Below are 16338 nucleotides of genomic sequence, written 5' to 3'. Positions count from 1 at the left end.
CTCCAGGATGGCGAACGGCATCAGCAACAAGAGTGTCGTGCTCAGCGACATACGCAAGAGTTATGGCGGCCTGGAGGTTATCCATGGCATCGACCTGACGATCGAGGAAGGCGATTTCGTCGTTTTCGTCGGCCCGTCAGGCTGCGGGAAATCGACCCTGCTGCGCATGATCGCGGGGCTCGAAGAGGTGACCGAGGGGGAGATCGCCATCAAGGGCAGGGACGTGACAGACCTCGACCCCTCCGAGCGCGGCATCGCCATGGTCTTCCAGTCCTACGCGCTCTACCCGCATATGAGCGTCAGCGAAAATCTCGGTTTCGGGCTCAAGATGGCCCGAACCGACCCGGCCGAAATCGCGCGCCGCGTCGCGCAGGTCTCGGCCATCCTCAAGATCGACCATCTGCTCGAGCGAAGGCCCGGCCAGCTTTCCGGAGGCCAGCGCCAGCGCGTGGCGATCGGCCGGGCGATCGTGCGCAAGCCCGACGTCTTCCTGTTCGACGAGCCGCTTTCCAACCTCGATGCGGAACTGCGCGTCTCGATGCGCATCGAGATTGCCCGCCTGCACCGCGAGCTCGGCAACACGATGGTCTATGTCACCCACGATCAGACGGAAGCGATGACGCTGGCCGATCAGATCGTCGTGCTTCGGGACGGCCGGATCGAGCAGGCCGGCAGCCCCCGCGACGTTTACGAGGACCCGGCCAACATGTTCGTGGCAGGCTTCATCGGTTCGCCGCGGATGAATTTCCTCGATGCGGAATGGCAGGGGGACGGGACGATCCGGGTCGGCGAGACCACACTCGAGGCAGCGATCGACGGCGGCAGTCTGAAGCACGGCGAGCGCCTGCTTCTCGGCATACGGCCCGAACATATCGCGGTGGCGGAGCCGGGGCCGGAACGGATCGCTGCCCAGGTCGAGTTCTCGGAATATCTCGGCGGAACGCGCTACCTCTATTGCCAGCTCGAAGACGGCCAGAGCCTCGTCGTCGAACAGCGCGAGGGCCCGAACTGGCAGGCGGGGGAAAAACTTTCTTTCGCCGTGCCCGATGACCGAAGGCGGTTCTTCGCCGAAGACGGGCGGCGTTTGCGGTAGAGGGATCAGGCCGCGTTCTCATGCCGTCGCCTCGCGAGCTTGCTTGCACGGGATAGTGCCCGCATTATCAGCGAATGCGATCTGAATGGGCTGCTGCGATGGCGATCAATATCAACGACCCCCAGGCGGATGCTTTGACGCGCACGTTCGCCCGTATGGCCGGTCTCAGCATAAGAGAGGCGATCGTCACCGCCATGAAGGAGGCTATCGACCGCCGTCGCAATCGGGAAAAGCCATTGGAGACGGCAAGACGGCTTCGAGAGAAGCACGGGATCGTCATTGGTGGGGCGGCAAGTAAGCCACTTCAGCGCGAAGCTTACGACGAGATGTGGGATGACTTGGTCCAATGGTGAGCGCTCCGTCCTCCGAAGAGGCATAGCCTTGAACCGATTCGGCATCATGTGTTAACATGTACACAACCGAATACAGGATAACATTATGCCCGTCAGCACCACTATGACCATTCGGGTCAGCCCCGAGCTAAAGAAGAAGCTCGATCGGATCGCTAGCGCCACTTCGCGTAGCCGCTCCTTCCTCGCGGGCGACGCCGTAGCTGCCTATGTGGACCGGGAGCTTGAAATCATCGACGGGATCAAGCGCGGTATGGCCGATGCCGAAGCTGGCCGCCTCGTTCCGCATGAAGAGGCCATGGCTGAAATTTTCGACGTGATCCGGAAGGCCGAGACCGGTAAGGGCGACAAAGTTTGAGGCGGCCTGTTCAGTGGTCGCGTGCAGCTCTGGACGACCTCAAGGATCAGGTTCTCTTCATTGCACGGGAAGATCCGGACTCAGCGGCAAGAGTGGCGGGACGGGTTCGCGACACGGCTGCAGCACTTGGCGAGATGGCGACCGGGAGGCCGGGGCGGGTGATCGGCACGTACGAGAAGTCCATCACCCGCTTGCCCTATGTAATCGCATATGCACTGATGAATCACGGCGGCCGCCAAAGCGTCATGATCCTGCGCGTCATCCACACCGTGCGGGAATGGACAGCCGAGGAGTGGCCGCCGTAAAGCACTTCCAGGATAGGTCTTCTTTGCCTCTCCCTCACCCCTCGCCGACGGCGAATGTCGGCGCCTCCGGCGGTTCGGAGCCGCGATAGTGGCTTGGCGGCAGGCCGATCACACGCTTGAAGGCGCGGCTGAACGAGGCCTCCGAGTCATAGCCGAGGCGGCGTGCAACCACGGAGATGCGCATGCGGTCGCGGGTCAGCCATTGCCGTGCCTGGTGCATGCGCACTTGCGTGAGATAGCGGGCCGGCGTCTCGCCGACCACGGCGGCGAACTGCTGCGCGAAGCCGGAGCGCGAGGCGCCCATGAGCTTGGCGAGGGAATCCACGGTCCAGGTCTTTTCCGGGTCGAGGTGCATGGCCGCGATCACGCGGCCGAGCCCGGGGTGGCGGACCGCCGCCACCCAGCCGTTCGTATTGCCGCATCCGTGCTCCACCCAGGAGCGGATGATGAGCGCCGCGAGCACGTCGGCGAGCCGCGCCAGCACGCCGCCGGAGCCGACGCGGCTGGCGCCGACTTCCCGCGCCATGGCGTCGAGCATATGCGGGATCGCCGGCTCGCTGGCCGTCAGGGCGTCGATGCGCATTACGTCGGGCATCATGCGCAGCAACGGATGCATGGCATCCATGTTGAACCGCAGACTGCCGCAGAAAAGGATGGTGGTTTTGCCGCGCCCGCCGCCGCAGACGTCGTAGACGCAATGGCATACCTCCTCGACCGAATAGGCTTCGAGCGGCGACAGCTTCTCGCCGGGCGCGCTCGCCAGCGCATGCGCGCCGCCACGCGGCAGAAGCACGGCATCGCCGCGCTTCAGTTCGATCCAGTCTCCGTCGGCCACCCGTAGCCAGCAGTCTCCGCAGATGAAGTGGAAGCGCGCCGCCTCCTGCGCCGGAAATGAAATTCCCCAGGGGGCGGTCAATTCGCAACGGACGTAGTCGACGCCGTCGAGGCGCAGTCCGCGCAGGAGTTCGCTGAGAAAATCCTCCGAAGCGGAAGACGATGTTTTGGACGAATGATCAAGCATTGCGGAATTTCTAGCATGGAATGTCCAGGGCGTCACGCCTTATCTAAGCCGGACCCTCTCAAGGAGACCGCTCTTATGACAGATACAGGGACCACTCTGGACGCCACGTTCATACCGGAAAGCGAGGAGCGAATCGATCCGGCATGGGCCGGGGTCGGCTCCCTCGCGCTCGGCGTGTTCGGCCTCGTCACCGCAGAATTCCTCCCCGTCAGCATTCTGACGCCGATGGCCGCCGATCTCGGTATCAGCACGGGCACGGCCGGCCAGGCGGTGACGGCGACCGCCGTCGTCGGCGCGGTTGCCGGGCTGACGATCGCCATCGCCACGCGCCGGTTCGACCGCCGGCTCGTGCTTTGGGGCTTCACCCTGGCGCTGATCGCCTCCAGCCTGCTTGCGGCTTTCGCCACCAATCTCGCCATGCTCCTTGCCGCACGCGTCGTCCTCGGCATCGGGCTCGGCGGCTTCTGGTCGATGATGGCGGCAATCGCCTTGCGTCTCGTGCCGATGTCGCTCGTGCCGCGTGCCATGTCGATCGTCTTCACCGGCGTCTCGGTGGCGACGGTCTGCGCGGCGCCCATAGGCGCCTATATCGGCGATCTCTGGGGCTGGCGCGCCGCATTCCTGATGGCTGCGGCGGTCGGTGCGGTAACGCTGATCGTGCAGATGGCGACCATACCGCGGCTGCCGCCGCAATCGGCGCCGAGCCTGAAGCTCCTCTTCGATCTGATGCGCATGCCGAGCATCCGCATCGGGATCATCACCGTCCTGCTTTTCGTCTCGGGCCACTTCGCCGGCTTCACCTATGTGCGCCCGTTCCTCGAAAACGTCCCGGAATTCGGCATCGAGGCGATCTCGCTGATCCTGCTGGCTTACGGCACCGGCGGCTTCTTCGGCAATCTCGCCGGCGGGCTCATCATCGAACACAGCATCACGGCGGCCGTGAGCATCGGAACGCTGCTCATCGCAGCGATGGCGTTCGCCCTCGTGACCTTCGGTTCGTTCGATGTCGTGTCGGCCGTGGCGGTGACCCTCTGGGGCTTCGCATTCGGGGCGCTGCCCGTCGCCGTCCAGACCTGGATGGTGCGAGCCGCCCCCGACCATGCGGAAAGCACCGGCGGCCTCATCGTCGCGACCTTCCAGGTCGGCATCGCCAGCGGCGCTGTCCTCGGCGGGCTCTTCGTGGACAGCTTCGGCCCGCTCGGCGCCATCACCTATTGCGCTGTCGCGACCCTCGCGAGCGGGCTCTATGTCATGGCCTCGCGGCGCAGCATAGCCTTTTAACGGGCCGCGCGTATCAGACGGAAGCCCTCATCCGCCTGCGGGCACTTCCCCGCAACCGGAGCGAAAAAACAAGCGGCGACCTCCCTCTCCTGGGTTAACCCCGAGGGGAGGGACAGCCACGGCGCTTTATCTCCACGCCTCCGTCTTCCGTATCCACTCCCTTGTCCTTCCTTCCGGATCGGCATTCAGCGTGATGTCGGTCACTACGGCGGCGCTGTCGGCGCCATGCGCGAAGACGCCTTCGATCCGCTCCGTATTGAGGCCGCCGATGGCGACGAGCGGGAGAGGGTGAACGCGCTCGCGCCACCATGAAAGCCGCTCCAGGCCCTGCGGCGCCCATTTCATCTTCTTGAGGATCGTCGGATAGATCGGCCCGAGCGCAACGTAGTCCGGTTCGGCTGCGAGCGCCTTCGCCAGTTCCGCCTCGTCATGGGTGCTGACGCCGAGCTTGAGCCCGGCGGCACGGATAGCCGCAACATCGGCATCCGCCAGATCCTCCTGACCGAGATGGATGAAATCGCAGGCTTCCTCTATCGTCAGCTGCCAGTAGTCGTTGACGATCAGCTGGCATTCATGGGCGGAGCAGACTGCCCTGGCGACCCGTATCTGGTGGCGGATGTCTTCCTTGCTCCGGTCCTTGATGCGGAGCTGCACGAGTTTGACGCCGAGCGGCACCAGCCGTTCGATCCATTGGGCGCTGTCGACGATGAGATAGAAGGGATCGAGCTTCACGAGAAAACTGCCTTTCCGATGACGGGGGTGGATGGGACGGCCATGTCGCGCGGCTCCAGCATGCCGGCGCCGTGGGCCGCGTGGCCGGCATCGATCGCCCTGGCGAAGGCTTCGGCCATGGCGGCAGGATCGGCGGCGCCGGCAACGGCCGTGTTGAGCAGTACCGCGTCGTAGCCGAGCTCCATGACGGTCGCCGCGTGGGAAGGGCGGCCTATGCCGGCGTCGACGATCAGCGGCACGTCGGGAAATTCCGCGCGCATGGCGCGCAAGCCCTGCACATTCTGCGGTCCCATGGCGCTGCCGATCGGCGCGCACCAGGGCATCAGCACTTGGCAGCCCGCCTCCAGCAGCCTTTCGGCGACGACGAGGTCGTCCGTCGTGTAGGGGAAGACCTGGAAACCTTCCCCGGTGAGGATGCGGGCCCCCTCGACCAGGCCGAAGACGTCCGGCTGCAATGTGTCCTGGTGGCCGATCACTTCCAGCTTGATCCAGTCGGTGCCGAACACCTCGCGCGCCATCCTGGCGGTCAGCACGGCCTCCGAGACGGAATGGCAGCCGGCCGTGTTGGGCAGCACGCGCACGCCAAGTTCGCGGATCAGCTCGACAAAGGCGCCGCCCTGGCGCCCGCCGGCCGTCTCGCGGCGGAGCGAGACCGTGACGATATCGGTGCCCGATCGCCGCACCGCTTCGGCGAGCACGGCCGGCGAGGGATAGCGGGCGGTTCCGAGCAGGAGCCGCGATCGGATCTCGGTTTCATAGAATAGCGGCATTGTCAGCCTCCCTGCATCGGCGACAGGATTTCGATACGGTCGCTGTCCTCAAGCCGGTGACCGGCGCGGTCGGCCTTCCGGACGAGTTCTCCGTTGACGGCGGTCGCCAGCCAGTCGCCCTCGAATTCGAGGCGCTGCAGGAGTTCGGCGAGCGTCCCGGCCTGAAGCTCATGTTCCTCGCCGTTGATGGTCAGCTTCATCGGATATCTCCTCTAAGATTCTCTTCGCCAAGGGCCAGTGCTGCCACCTCCCCGGCCATGGCCGGGGAGAGGAGGAAGCCGTGCCGATAAAGGCCGTTGACGGTAATCCTGTTTTCACGGCGCCAGGCCCGCGGCAGGTTGTCGGTAAAAGCCGGGCGCACGCCCGTGCCGGTTTCGACCAGGCGCGCTTCGGCGAAAGCCGGATGGAGCGAATAGGCGGCGTTCAGCAGTTCCATCAGCGAGCGGGTGGTGATCGGACCGGCGTCGTCGCTCTCGATCATCGTCGCGCCGCACATGAAGAGCCCGCCGCCGCGCGGCACGATATAGAGCGGGATGCGGGGATGCAGCATGCGCACGGGGCGCGAGAGCGTCACTTCGTCCGTCTGCAGATAGGCCATCTCGCCGCGTACGCCGCGAAGTCCGTCGATCCCGCCGATCCTCGACGCGCCGGTGCAATCGACGGTGAGCGCGAAACCGCGATCGGCCATGTCCTCGCCGGCGAAGGCGGCGCCGCGTGCCGCCAGCCCTTGCCGGAGCGCCGAGAGTGCCCGGCGGGGGTCGAGATGCGCCTCCTGCGGAAAGAACAGCGCCTGCCGGAAACGGCCCGCGAGAGCCGGCTCCAGCGCTGCGATCTCCTCCGCATCGAGCCAACGGAAGCCGGAGGTGCGCGAGGCGAAGCGCTTGAGTTCGGCTCCGTCACGGGGTTGCGCCACGACGAGCGTGCCGTTGCGATGGACGGAACCGGCTGGGAGGGCGGCTTCCCACCAGTCGGCAGCACCAATCCCCAGCGTCAGGACGGTTTCCTCGGCGCTTTCGCGCTCGCACCAGGGAGCGAGCATGCCGCCCGCATACCAGGAAGCGGCCCCGGTGAAGCCGGCGGCATTTTCGATGACCGTTACTTCGACGCCGCGCGCGAGAAGTTCATGGGCGGCGGTGAGGCCGGCGACGCCGGCCCCTCTGATCAGCACGCGCATCTCATTCTCCAGCGGGCGCGGCATTGCTTTGATCGAGCGGCATGTAGAGGTCGCCGCCGTCGCGATATTTAGCCGCCATCGCCTCGAGCCCCTCCTTCTGCGCCCCCTCTTGCCGGGCAGCGTCGCGGATATCGTGGGAAATCCGCATCGAACAGAATTTCGGCCCGCACATGGAGCAGAAATGCGCGACCTTGTGCGCCTCCTTGGGCAGCGTCTCGTCGTGGAAATTGCGCGCGGTCTCGGGGTCGAGCGAGAGGTTGAACTGGTCCTCCCAGCGGAACTCGAAGCGGGCGCGCGACAGCGCGTCGTCGCGGGTTCGGGCGGCCGGGTGCCCCTTGGCGAGATCGGCGGCGTGGGCGGCGATCTTGTAGGTGATGACGCCGGTCTTGACGTCGTTGCGGTCGGGCAGGCCCAGATGTTCCTTCGGCGTCACGTAGCAGAGCATGGCGGTGCCGAACCAGCCGATCATCGCTGCGCCGATGCCTGACGTGATGTGGTCGTAGCCGGGCGCGATATCGGTGGTGAGCGGCCCGAGCGTATAGAAGGGCGCTTCTCCGCAGACGGCGAGCTGCTTGTCCATGTTCTCCTTGATCTTGTGCATCGGCACGTGGCCCGGCCCTTCGATCATCACCTGGCAATCCTTGGCCCAGGCGATCTTCGTCAGTTCCCCGAGCGTTTCGAGCTCGGCGAACTGGGCCCGGTCGTTGGCGTCGGCGATCGAGCCGGGACGCAGGCCGTCGCCGAGCGAGAAGGAGACGTCATAGGCGCGGCAGATGTCGCAGATCTCCTCGAAATGCTCGTAGAGGAAGCTTTCGCGATGGTGATGCAGGCACCATTTTGCCATGATCGACCCGCCGCGCGAGACGATGCCGGTGACGCGATCCACGGTGAGCGGAATATAGTGAAGCCTGACGCCGGCATGGATGGTGAAATAGTCGACGCCCTGTTCCGCCTGCTCGATCAGCGTGTCGCGGAAGACCTCCCAGGAAAGGTCTTCGGCGATGCCGTTTACCTTTTCCAGCGCCTGGTAGAGCGGTACCGTGCCGATCGGTACCGGCGAATTGCGGATGATCCATTCGCGGATGTTGTGAATGTTGCGGCCGGTGGAAAGGTCCATGACCGTATCGGCGCCCCAGCGCGTCGCCCAGACCATCTTCTCCACCTCTTCGGCCATCGAGGAGGTGACGGCGGAATTGCCGATATTCGCGTTGATCTTCACCAGAAAGTTGCGCCCGATGATCATCGGCTCGGCTTCCGGATGGTTGATGTTGGCCGGAATGATCGCCCGGCCGGCGGCCACCTCCTGGCGGACGAATTCAGGTGTGACGAAATCGGGTACCGAGGCGCCGAAGCTTTCGCCGTCTCGGGCGAGCGCCTCCTTCGCGGCCTTCCGGCCGAGATTTTCGCGAATGGCGATGAACTCCATCTCCGGCGTGACGATGCCGGCGCGGGCATAGGCGAGCTGGGTCACCGCTTTTCCGGGCTTGGCCCTGAGCGGCCGATTGCGAACCGGGAATTCCGGCGTCAGCCGTTCGCCGGTCGCAAAGCCGTTATCCTCGGCCTTCACCGCACGGCCGTCGTAGCTTTCGACATCGCCGCGCTTGAGAACCCAGTCGCTGCGAAGCCGCGGCAGGCCCGCGTCGATGCGGATATCGGCGTTTTCGATCGTGTAGGGACCGGAGGAGTCGTAAACGGTGACCGGCGGCTCGCCGGAGGTCGGATGGAGCGCGATCTCGCGCATCGGCACGCGGATGTCGGGATGGATATCGCCCGGCTTGTAGACCTTGCGGGATGCGGGAAGCGGTCCCTGGGTGACCGAGGGCGCCGCGGCGAGAGGTTTGACTAGATTCATCTTGAGGCTCCAAAGTTTTCGCGTTGGAGACCCAGTTCTGAAGCCGGAAGGATGAAAAGACGTTTGGCCGACGGATCGCGGGTACACGGAATCCTGGCTGTCGCACGTCTGCACCGTCCCTACGCCAGTATGAACTGGATCAGGTTCAACGGGTCACTGCGCGCTCTAGCAGTATCTCAGCCCCTTGCCGGGACCCCCCTGGTGAATGGCGCAATTAGGAACGGTTATCGGCACGGCGTCAAGATGGTTTTTGAATGGCCGCCTCCGGCGTGGTCCGGTCCCGGGCGAGGATGTCGGGCGCGTCAGTTATCTGCTCTGGATTGTCCTCCCGCCATGCTTGCAAATGCAGCTCCTTGCATCTAATCACCCGTCACGAATGGGGCGCGGTGAAGCAGGTAGCGGAAGGACGATTGTCGTGGGGCAAGCTGAGGCAGCAACGGGAAAAAAGAGACGCAAGGCGCTTTGGGCCGCAGTTGCGGTGATAGCAATCACCGCCGCCGGCATGGCCTGCTACAAGACCATCGTAGAAAAACGCGTGAGCAGGATGATCGCCGAGCGCGGCGGCAAGGCGGGCAGCGTCGAAGCGGATTTCCTTGGGCGAATTCATCTGCGCGACGTGGCCCTGCCGCTGAAGGACGGGTCGGACGTTCGTATCGCCGCGGTTGACGGCCGGCCCAGTATCTTTTTCCTCCAGGGCATGCTCGAAGTAAGCGGCCTTGAACTCAAGACTGCTTTCGGCACGGTCTCTGTCCCGCGCGCGGTCGTCGAAGAAGCAGATTTTGATCGCGGCACCTTGGAGCAGATGTTCGGCGGGAAGAGCGAACTCTCGATCTCCAAGCGAGTAGAACTTTTCACGGCAAGGCGTATCTCCGCCCCGGAGATCGTCTTCGCACAGATCGTTGCCGGGACCGAGCAGAAGCTGATCTACAGGAACGTGGTCTCGGAAGGCATCGCCGATGGGCGTATCGCCCGCTATTCGGCGAGCGGCGGCAGCTTCGAAGTCGGCGTGGACCGTTCGGGGGGAGAGGGCGGCAGGAAGAATAGGGTGGCGGGTTCCATCGGAGCCGTGACGGCGCAGGATATCGATGCCGCCTATCTGGCGCGGCTCTATACCGAAAAAGCCGGCTCGGACGACAACGAGGCAAAGCCTGTCTATGGGCCGATTTCGGTAAAGGACATCGCCTTCTCGGATGGCGAGGCGAGCTTCGGCTATGACGAGGTTCGCAGCAGCGGCTTCAGCATGCGAATGCCGGCCGAGCCGCTGGTCGAGACGCTCAAAAAGCTGAAATCGGTCTCGGCGCCGGATCAATTGCCGCCGGCGGAACGCCAAGCCTATTTCAATCGGGTCTTCTCGATTATCGACATGACGAAGAAGGCCGACATAGAAATGCTCGGCCTTACGATCGACGCGCCGATGAAGGACGGTGACGAAGGCGAGAGGATCAAGGTTTCGATAGATCGCCTCGCCCTCGAGGTCGATGGACGGAAGCTTGACGGCACGCTGAATGGCCTCTCGATGGGAGAGGGCGCGGACTACGTCAAGGTCTCCGAAGCGAGCATTTCGGGATTTTCCTGGAATTCGACCTTGGAGGGTCTGCAGAGGATGGTCGCGCTCGACGAGCAGCAGCGCGAGAGATTTGCCTTCACGACACTGTTGCCGGAATTCGGTACGGTCCGGCTGGCGGGTCTGGATGCCGATCTGCCCGATACAGAAACCGAAGACGCCGAGAGCGACACACAGGATTCGGTGCCGAGGCGCGTTCGCTTCTCGCTCAAGGATTACGAGTTGGCGCTCACGAAGCCACGCAACGGCATTCCGACCGACATCCGCATCAGATATCAGGATCTGACCCTGCCGATCCCGGAGCATATGCACGACGAGCCGTTCGCGCAGCTTCGCAACCTCGGTTTCAATGAGGTGGTCCTGTCGTCCAACATCGAAGCCGCCTGGGACGAGCCGAACCAGACTCTGGTCATCAAGGATATCTCCGCACGTGGAAAAGATATTGGCGGCTTTTCCCTCTCCGGCCTGCTGGGGGGCGTGAGCGGCGACTTCTTTTCCGGCGACGAGGCGAAGATGCGGGCAGCGCTGTTCGGCCTCACCGCCCGTGAAGCAAAGCTGAAGATCGAGGACAAAGGTCTCGCCGCCAAGGCCATAAAGGCCTATGCCGAGCAAAACGACATGACGGAGGATCAGGCGCGCGGCATGCTCACGATGACGGCTTCGGTGGCGTTGCAGCAGTTTGCCGCGCAGGAGCCTCGGTTGCAGGACGTGCTGGACGCAGCTTCGCAGTTCATTGCCAAACCGGGGATGTTCACGTTGACGGTCAAATCCAAATCCGCAAACGGAATCGGTGCGCTCGAATTCGCGGTTGCTTCGCAAAATCCGCTCTTGCTTCTCGACAGGGTCGACTTCGAGGCGACGGCGGAATAGGCGGCCTTCTCACCTCATGCCGGGCGCAGACGACTTGCAGCGCCGGGCAAGTGATCGCCCCTCCCCACAGGTGGGAGGGGCTTAAACCTGCCGCACCGTCACCGACTTTGTCGCTGCCGCAGGCTCAAGTTTTCGATATGGCATTGGGACGCCCCGGGCCCGCCCGTTCGACATAATCTGCCCGGTTGATCCCATGGCGCTGCAGCTTGTCGTAAAAAGTCTTGCGGGGGATGCCGAGGGCTTGCAGGGTCTCTTTGACGTCGCCGCAATGCGCCGTGAGCGCCTGCTTGAGGATATCGGCCTCGTAGCGTTCCAATCTTTCCGGCAGGGTCGCTCCGCTTGAGGCGGGCGCTGCGGCCGGAACTCCCAGGTTTCCCTCCACCCCCAGCGCCACCCGTTCGGCGAAGTGCGAAAGCTCGCGCACATTGCCGGGCCAGGAATGCGTCGCCAGGTACGCGCGCATGGCAGCCGAGATCGCGGGCACTTCGCGGCCGAAGCGTTCCGAGGCGCGGGCCAGGAAATGGGAGAAGAGGAGGGGGATGTCGTCGCGCCGTTCGCGCAGGGGCGGGATCGAGAGCGTCACGACGTTCAGCCGGTAATAGAGATCCTCGCGGAAATCGCCGCGTGCGGCCGGGTCGCCGAGATCGACCTTGGCGGCGGCGACGACGCGGATGTCGACCGGGCGGGTCAGGTTGGTGCCGAGCGGCGTGATCTCGCGGGCTTCGAGCACGCGCAGCATCTTCACCTGCGTTGCCGGCGGCATGGCCTCGATCTCGTCGAGGAAGAGCGTGCCGCCGCTCGCATGCTCGATCCGGCCGATCCGCTTCTTGACGGCGCCGGTGAAGGCGCCGGGCTCGTGGCCGAAGAGCTCGCTTTCGATCACCGTTTCCGGCAGAGCGCCGCAATTCAGCGCCACGAAGTTGCCGGTCCTGCGGCGGCTCCATTGGTGCAGCAGCGTGGCGACGACCTCCTTGCCGCTGCCCGTCTCGCCGGCGACCAGCACGTCGACATCGGTGTCGGCGATGTGTTTCAAGGTCTGGCGAAGCCGCTCCATGGCCGGCGTCTGGCCGATCAGCGGCAGGCCTTCGGATGCGGCCTCGGCCGCGCGGCGCAGCGACCGGTTCTCCATGACGAGCCGCCGCTTCTCCTCTGCGCGCCGGGCGCTCTGGACAAGACGATCGGCGGCAAACGGCTTGGCGATGAAGTCATAGGCGCCGTCCTGGATCGCCTGCACCGCCATCGGTATGTCGCCGTGCCCCGTGACGAGGATCATTGGCAGGTCAGGGTCGAGCGCCAGAACTTTGCCGAAAAGGGCAAGGCCGTCCATGCCCGGCATGCGGATATCGCTGATGACGATGCCCGCGAAGTCGGCGGAAAGTTCGGCGAGCGCCTCCGTCGCGCTGGCGAAGGACGAGACGGTGAAGCCCGCAAGCTCGAGCGTCTGCTGCATTGCCTTGCGCAGATCGCGGTCGTCATCGATCAGGAACACGGATGGGGCGGCGCTCATCGCTCAGGCCTTCTTGAGGTTCACGGTAAATGTCGTTCCGGAGGGGCCGCTCTCGACCTCGATCGTCCCGCCATAGTCGGAGACGATCTCCTTGGAGATCGCGAGACCGAGGCCCAGCCCGTCTTCCTTCGAGGTGTTGAACGGCGTGAACAGCTCTTCGCGGACATCGGCCGCAATCCCCGGGCCGTTGTCGGCGACGGTCAGCGCGATGCCGCCGGGCGCCGCCTTGCAGCGCACCTGGATCGCGCCGTTCTCGCTGTCGCCGATCGCTTCCAGCGCATTCTGCAGGAGGTTGATCAAGACCTGCTCCAGCCGGATGCGGTTGCCGAGCGCCTGGAGACCATCGGGCGGCAGATCGATGCGGATTGCGTCCATCCGCCCGGCAAACCGGCTGCGGAGCAGCATGAGCGCACCCTCGACGACCTCCTTCATCGCGGTCGGCCCGGCTGCGAAATGGCCCTTGCGGGCGAAGCGGCGCAGTTCGTCGGTGATGGCGCCGACGCGCTCGGTAAGCTCGGCTATGCTTTCCATGTTCTCGGCGGCGGTGACGGTCTGGCCGCGGTGGAGAAACGTGCGGGCATTATCCGCATAGGCGCGGATGGTGGCGACCGGCTGGTTGATCTCATGGGCAACCCCGGCGGCGACCTGGCCGAGGATCGCCAGCCGATTCGCCTGGACGAGGTCCTGCTGCACGGCCTGGAGCTTCTCGGTGGTCTGCCGGTGGTCGGCGATCTCGGTTTCGAGACGGTCGCGCGCCATGCGCAGGTCGCGCGTCCGCTCCTCGACGCTCGCCTCAAGCGCATTGCGGGCCAGCCGCTCCTCGGCGCTGCGCATGGCGACTACCTGGCGACGGCGCAGGAGCAATGCGGCAAGCGCGAGAAGCGGTACGAGCGCGGCAAGGGTGAGGAGCTGCGCCTCCCGCGCACCCGCTGCAAGCGGCGCCTTCAGCGGCGACAGCTGCTCGAGCCGCCAGTTCGTCGACGGCACCATGGTTTCCACGCGCAGGAAGGCTGCGGTGGAGTCGCCCGGCAGCAGGGCGTCGAGCGTGGAGGAGCCATCGGGCCGCGCTTCGATCTTCCGGAAGGGCAGCGGCAGCAGCGGCGCATCGCCGAACTGCAGGCTTTCGCGAATGGGCGCCAGCCGGTCTTCGGCGATCGGCTTCGTCGTCATGAAGCGCCAGGAGGGCAGGCTGGTGATGAGGACGATGCCGCGCCGGTCGGTGACATAGGCCGGCTTGCCGGAGGCCTGCCAATCCGCCTCGACCCCGTCGAATTCGAGCTTGGCGACGATCACCCCCAGCGGTCCGCCGGGCCCGTCGACTCGCCGGGAAATATAAAGCCCGGGCCGATTGCTGACCGTGCCCATGGCGAAATGTTCGGCCATGCCGTCGCGGACGGCGAGCCGGAAATAATCGCGGAAGGCATAGTCGTTGCCGACGAAGCTCGTCGGCTCCTGCCAGTTGCTGGCCGCGACGGCGACGCCGCTCCGGTCGATCAGATAGATGACCGCGGCTTCGGCGCTTGTCGCCAGGGCCTCGAGCTTGCGGTTGATACGGTCGAGCGACTGCCTGTCCGGCGAAAGCAATGCGCCACGAATGGCTGCGTCGTCGGCGAGGACAAGCGGCAGGGCGCGCTGCCGTTCCACGACTGCTCGAAGAAGCGAGGCTTTCAGGCTGGCGTCGATCCGGCTCTGACCGGCAAGGCCGGCGAGCGCCTGCGACCGGCCGTAGTCTCGCGCAAGAAGAAGGCCGGCTGCCAGAAGGACCAGCGCGACTGCCGCGAAAACGAGCCAGGACCGTCGGGCCCGGCTGCGAAGCGCATGCGGATCGCTCGCTTCTGCAGGAAGTTTGACCATGCGGACATTGTGCATGTTTTCGCCCAGCACGCCAGCGCTTCTGTGCGGAAATCCGCACATATCCACGAACGGCAAGCGAGCACCGCCCCCAAAAATCCCATGGATTCAATCGCATCGGCCTTCCGCGGCAAACTGGCACGCATATTGCTGACCAGCTCCACAAGGCAGCCACTGCTGTCGATCTTCGGAAAGCGGCCCGGGAGGCCCGGCATGTTGCCGGACTGGGCCTGCCACGTGGAGGATATCATGATCATCGAACATTCCGCGGAGGTCCGCGGCAAGACACCCCTTTACCGCCATCTCTATGTTCAGGTGCTGGCGGCGATCGCCGCGGGCATCCTGCTCGGGCATTTCTATCCTGATATCGGCACGGAGCTCAAACCGCTCGGCGACGCCTTCATCAGGCTCGTGAAGATGATCATCGCGCCGGTGATCTTCCTGACGGTCGCGACCGGGATTGCCGGCATGACCGATCTCGCCAAGGTCGGCCGCGTCGCCGGCAAGGCGATGATCTACTTTCTCGCCTTCTCCACCCTCGCGCTTGTCGTCGGCCTCGTCGTCGCAAACGTGGTGCAGCCGGGCGCGGGCATGCATATCGATCCGGCCTCGCTGGACGCCAAGGCAGTCGCGACCTATGCCGAGAAGGCGCATGAGCAGTCGATCACCGGCTTCCTGATGAACATCATCCCGACGACGCTCGTCGGCGCCTTCGCCGAAGGCGACATCCTGCAGGTCCTGTTCATCTCGGTGCTCTTCGGTATCTCGCTGGCGATCGTCGGCAAGAAAGCCGAGCCCGTGGTCGATTTCCTGCAGGCGCTGACGCTGCCGATCTTCCGGCTCGTTGCGATCCTGATGAAGGCCGCCCCGATCGGCGCCTTCGGCGCCATGGCCTTCACCATCGGCAAGTACGGTATCGCCTCGATCGCCAATCTCGCCATGCTGATCGGCACCTTCTATCTGACGTCGTTTCTCTTCGTCTTCATCGTGCTCGGCGCGGTCGCACGCTATAACGGCTTCTCGATCCTCTCGCTCATCCGCTACATCAAGGAGGAGCTGCTGCTGGTGCTCGGGACGTCTTCTTCGGAGGCGGCTCTTCCGGGTCTCATGAACAAGATGGAGAAGGCCGGCTGCAAGCGCTCGGTCGTCGGTCTCGTCATTCCGACCGGTTATTCCTTCAACCTGGACGGCACCAATATCTACATGACGCTTGCGGCCCTGTTCATCGCCCAGGCGACCGATACGCCGCTCTCATACGGCGACCAGATCCTGCTGCTCCTCGTCGCAATGCTGAGCTCGAAGGGTGCGGCCGGCATTACCGGCGCCGGCTTCATCACGCTTGCCGCAACGCTCTCGGTCGTTCCCTCCGTGCCGGTCGCCGGCATGGCGCTGATCCTCGGCATCGACCGCTTCATGTCGGAATGCCGCGCCCTGACCAATTTCGTCGGCAACGCGGTTGCGACGATCGTGGTGGCGAAGTGGGAAGGCGAGCTCGATCAGGCGCAGCTTTCCGCAGCTCTCGGCGGCGAGGCGTCCGTCGAGGCCATCCCGGCGGTCGTCCAGCCCGCCGAATAAGCTTGCCTCCCAGGGCGAGACGGCACGCTGGTGCG

15 protein-coding genes and 1 riboswitch are annotated in these 16338 nt (G+C 64.7%); of the genes, 7 read left to right on the top strand and 8 right to left on the bottom strand.

Annotation, left to right across the window (positions count from 1 at the left end):
- The first annotated feature begins 7 nt into the window (after positions 1-7).
- The 4 genes from M1D43_RS24580 to M1D43_RS24565 all read left to right on the top strand — a co-directional run bounded on the left by M1D43_RS24580 (position 8) and on the right by M1D43_RS24565 (position 2106).
- The gene (locus M1D43_RS24580) at positions 8-1093 is read left to right on the top strand and encodes an ABC transporter ATP-binding protein (protein WP_014527707.1); all 1086 of its coding nucleotides are present in this window, start codon (positions 8-10) and stop codon (positions 1091-1093) included.
- 98 nt (positions 1094-1191) lie between these two features.
- Positions 1192-1446 carry a type II toxin-antitoxin system VapB family antitoxin gene (locus M1D43_RS24575; RefSeq protein ID WP_014527708.1) on the top strand — a complete coding sequence of 85 codons (255 nt, stop codon included), beginning with the start codon at positions 1192-1194 and terminating at the stop codon, positions 1444-1446.
- A gap of 85 nt (positions 1447-1531) precedes the next feature.
- On the top strand, positions 1532-1801 hold the full coding sequence (locus M1D43_RS24570) for a CopG family ribbon-helix-helix protein (RefSeq protein ID WP_014527709.1): 270 nt from the start codon (positions 1532-1534) through the stop codon (positions 1799-1801).
- Entirely contained in the window at positions 1798-2106 is a 309-nt protein-coding gene (locus M1D43_RS24565; protein WP_010976319.1) for a type II toxin-antitoxin system RelE/ParE family toxin, read from the top strand. Before M1D43_RS24570 ends, M1D43_RS24565 begins: the two co-directional genes overlap by 4 nt.
- A 34-nt stretch (positions 2107-2140) precedes the next feature.
- On the opposite strand, the gene M1D43_RS24560 is transcribed toward M1D43_RS24565, so the two are convergent.
- Complete coding sequence (locus tag M1D43_RS24560; RefSeq protein ID WP_003529403.1) at positions 2141-3127, bottom strand: AraC family transcriptional regulator; 987 nt, start codon at positions 3125-3127, stop codon at positions 2141-2143.
- Between the two features lie 75 nt (positions 3128-3202).
- Between M1D43_RS24560 and M1D43_RS24555 the strand changes: the two genes are divergently transcribed.
- Positions 3203-4408, top strand: coding sequence for an MFS transporter (locus tag M1D43_RS24555; protein ID WP_014527711.1), 1206 nt, complete (start codon positions 3203-3205; stop codon positions 4406-4408).
- Between the two features lie 126 nt (positions 4409-4534).
- Here the strand turns inward: M1D43_RS24555 and M1D43_RS24550 are convergent, their stop codons facing one another.
- Genes M1D43_RS24550 through thiC form a run of 5 tightly spaced genes read right to left on the bottom strand, consistent with a single transcriptional unit; the run spans position 4535 to position 8936 of the window.
- Entirely contained in the window at positions 4535-5140 is a 606-nt protein-coding gene (locus M1D43_RS24550; protein WP_014527712.1) for a thiamine phosphate synthase, read from the bottom strand.
- A complete protein-coding gene (locus M1D43_RS24545) occupies positions 5137-5910 on the bottom strand; it encodes a thiazole synthase (protein WP_014527713.1) in 774 nt (257 codons plus the stop codon). The genes M1D43_RS24550 and M1D43_RS24545 overlap by 4 nt, the downstream gene beginning before the upstream one ends.
- 2 nt (positions 5911-5912) lie before the next feature.
- Positions 5913-6110, bottom strand: a complete 198-nt coding sequence (thiS, locus tag M1D43_RS24540; RefSeq protein ID WP_014527714.1) for a sulfur carrier protein ThiS — start codon at positions 6108-6110, stop codon at positions 5913-5915.
- Positions 6107-7084 (bottom strand): glycine oxidase ThiO, encoded by a 978-nt coding sequence (gene thiO / locus M1D43_RS24535; protein WP_014527715.1) that lies wholly within the window; start codon positions 7082-7084, stop codon positions 6107-6109. The genes thiS and thiO overlap by 4 nt, the downstream gene beginning before the upstream one ends.
- A 1-nt stretch (position 7085) precedes the next feature.
- Positions 7086-8936: a phosphomethylpyrimidine synthase ThiC gene (thiC, locus tag M1D43_RS24530; RefSeq protein ID WP_014527716.1), complete on the bottom strand. Its 1851-nt coding sequence runs from the start codon at positions 8934-8936 to the stop codon at positions 7086-7088.
- Positions 8937-9034: 98 nt separating this feature from the next.
- A riboswitch (TPP riboswitch) is annotated at positions 9035-9146 on the bottom strand.
- A 205-nt stretch (positions 9147-9351) separates the two neighbouring features.
- Here thiC and M1D43_RS24525 point away from each other — a divergent pair.
- Positions 9352-11370 (top strand): aq_1923 C-terminal domain, encoded by a 2019-nt coding sequence (locus M1D43_RS24525; protein ID WP_014527717.1) that lies wholly within the window; start codon positions 9352-9354, stop codon positions 11368-11370.
- Between the two features lie 124 nt (positions 11371-11494).
- Here the strand turns inward: M1D43_RS24525 and dctD are convergent, their stop codons facing one another.
- Together dctD and M1D43_RS24515 are read right to left on the bottom strand one after the other, a co-directional pair.
- A complete protein-coding gene (gene dctD / locus M1D43_RS24520) occupies positions 11495-12877 on the bottom strand; it encodes a C4-dicarboxylate transport transcriptional regulatory protein DctD (RefSeq protein ID WP_014527718.1) in 1383 nt (460 codons plus the stop codon).
- A gap of 3 nt (positions 12878-12880) precedes the next feature.
- Positions 12881-14746: a sensor histidine kinase gene (locus M1D43_RS24515; RefSeq protein WP_014527719.1), complete on the bottom strand. Its 1866-nt coding sequence runs from the start codon at positions 14744-14746 to the stop codon at positions 12881-12883.
- Positions 14747-14977: 231 nt separating this feature from the next.
- Between M1D43_RS24515 and M1D43_RS24510 the strand changes: the two genes are divergently transcribed.
- Positions 14978-16303 carry a dicarboxylate/amino acid:cation symporter gene (locus M1D43_RS24510; protein WP_010976308.1) on the top strand — a complete coding sequence of 442 codons (1326 nt, stop codon included), beginning with the start codon at positions 14978-14980 and terminating at the stop codon, positions 16301-16303.
- Positions 16304-16338 lie beyond the last annotated feature (35 nt).

It is taken from the genome of Ensifer sp. R1-3, from assembly GCF_056739175.1.
The sequence above is the reverse complement of the archived record's forward strand: the minus strand, read 5'-3'. Positions and strand labels throughout refer to the sequence as shown.

Coding starts and splice junctions, on each gene's coding strand:
- dctD (WP_014527718.1), bottom strand. CDS start 12,877: ATGAGCGCCGCCCCATCCGTGTTCCTGATCGATGACGACCGCGATCTG.
- M1D43_RS24560 (WP_003529403.1), bottom strand. CDS start 3,127: ATGCTTGATCATTCGTCCAAAACATCGTCTTCCGCTTCGGAGGATTTT.
- M1D43_RS24510 (WP_010976308.1), top strand. CDS start 14,978: ATGATCATCGAACATTCCGCGGAGGTCCGCGGCAAGACACCCCTTTAC.
- M1D43_RS24515 (WP_014527719.1), bottom strand. CDS start 14,746: ATGCACAATGTCCGCATGGTCAAACTTCCTGCAGAAGCGAGCGATCCG.
- thiC (WP_014527716.1), bottom strand. CDS start 8,936: ATGAATCTAGTCAAACCTCTCGCCGCGGCGCCCTCGGTCACCCAGGGA.
- M1D43_RS24575 (WP_014527708.1), top strand. CDS start 1,192: ATGGCGATCAATATCAACGACCCCCAGGCGGATGCTTTGACGCGCACG.
- thiS (WP_014527714.1), bottom strand. CDS start 6,110: ATGAAGCTGACCATCAACGGCGAGGAACATGAGCTTCAGGCCGGGACG.
- M1D43_RS24545 (WP_014527713.1), bottom strand. CDS start 5,910: ATGCCGCTATTCTATGAAACCGAGATCCGATCGCGGCTCCTGCTCGGA.
- M1D43_RS24555 (WP_014527711.1), top strand. CDS start 3,203: ATGACAGATACAGGGACCACTCTGGACGCCACGTTCATACCGGAAAGC.
- thiO (WP_014527715.1), bottom strand. CDS start 7,084: ATGCGCGTGCTGATCAGAGGGGCCGGCGTCGCCGGCCTCACCGCCGCC.
- M1D43_RS24580 (WP_014527707.1), top strand. CDS start 8: ATGGCGAACGGCATCAGCAACAAGAGTGTCGTGCTCAGCGACATACGC.
- M1D43_RS24570 (WP_014527709.1), top strand. CDS start 1,532: ATGCCCGTCAGCACCACTATGACCATTCGGGTCAGCCCCGAGCTAAAG.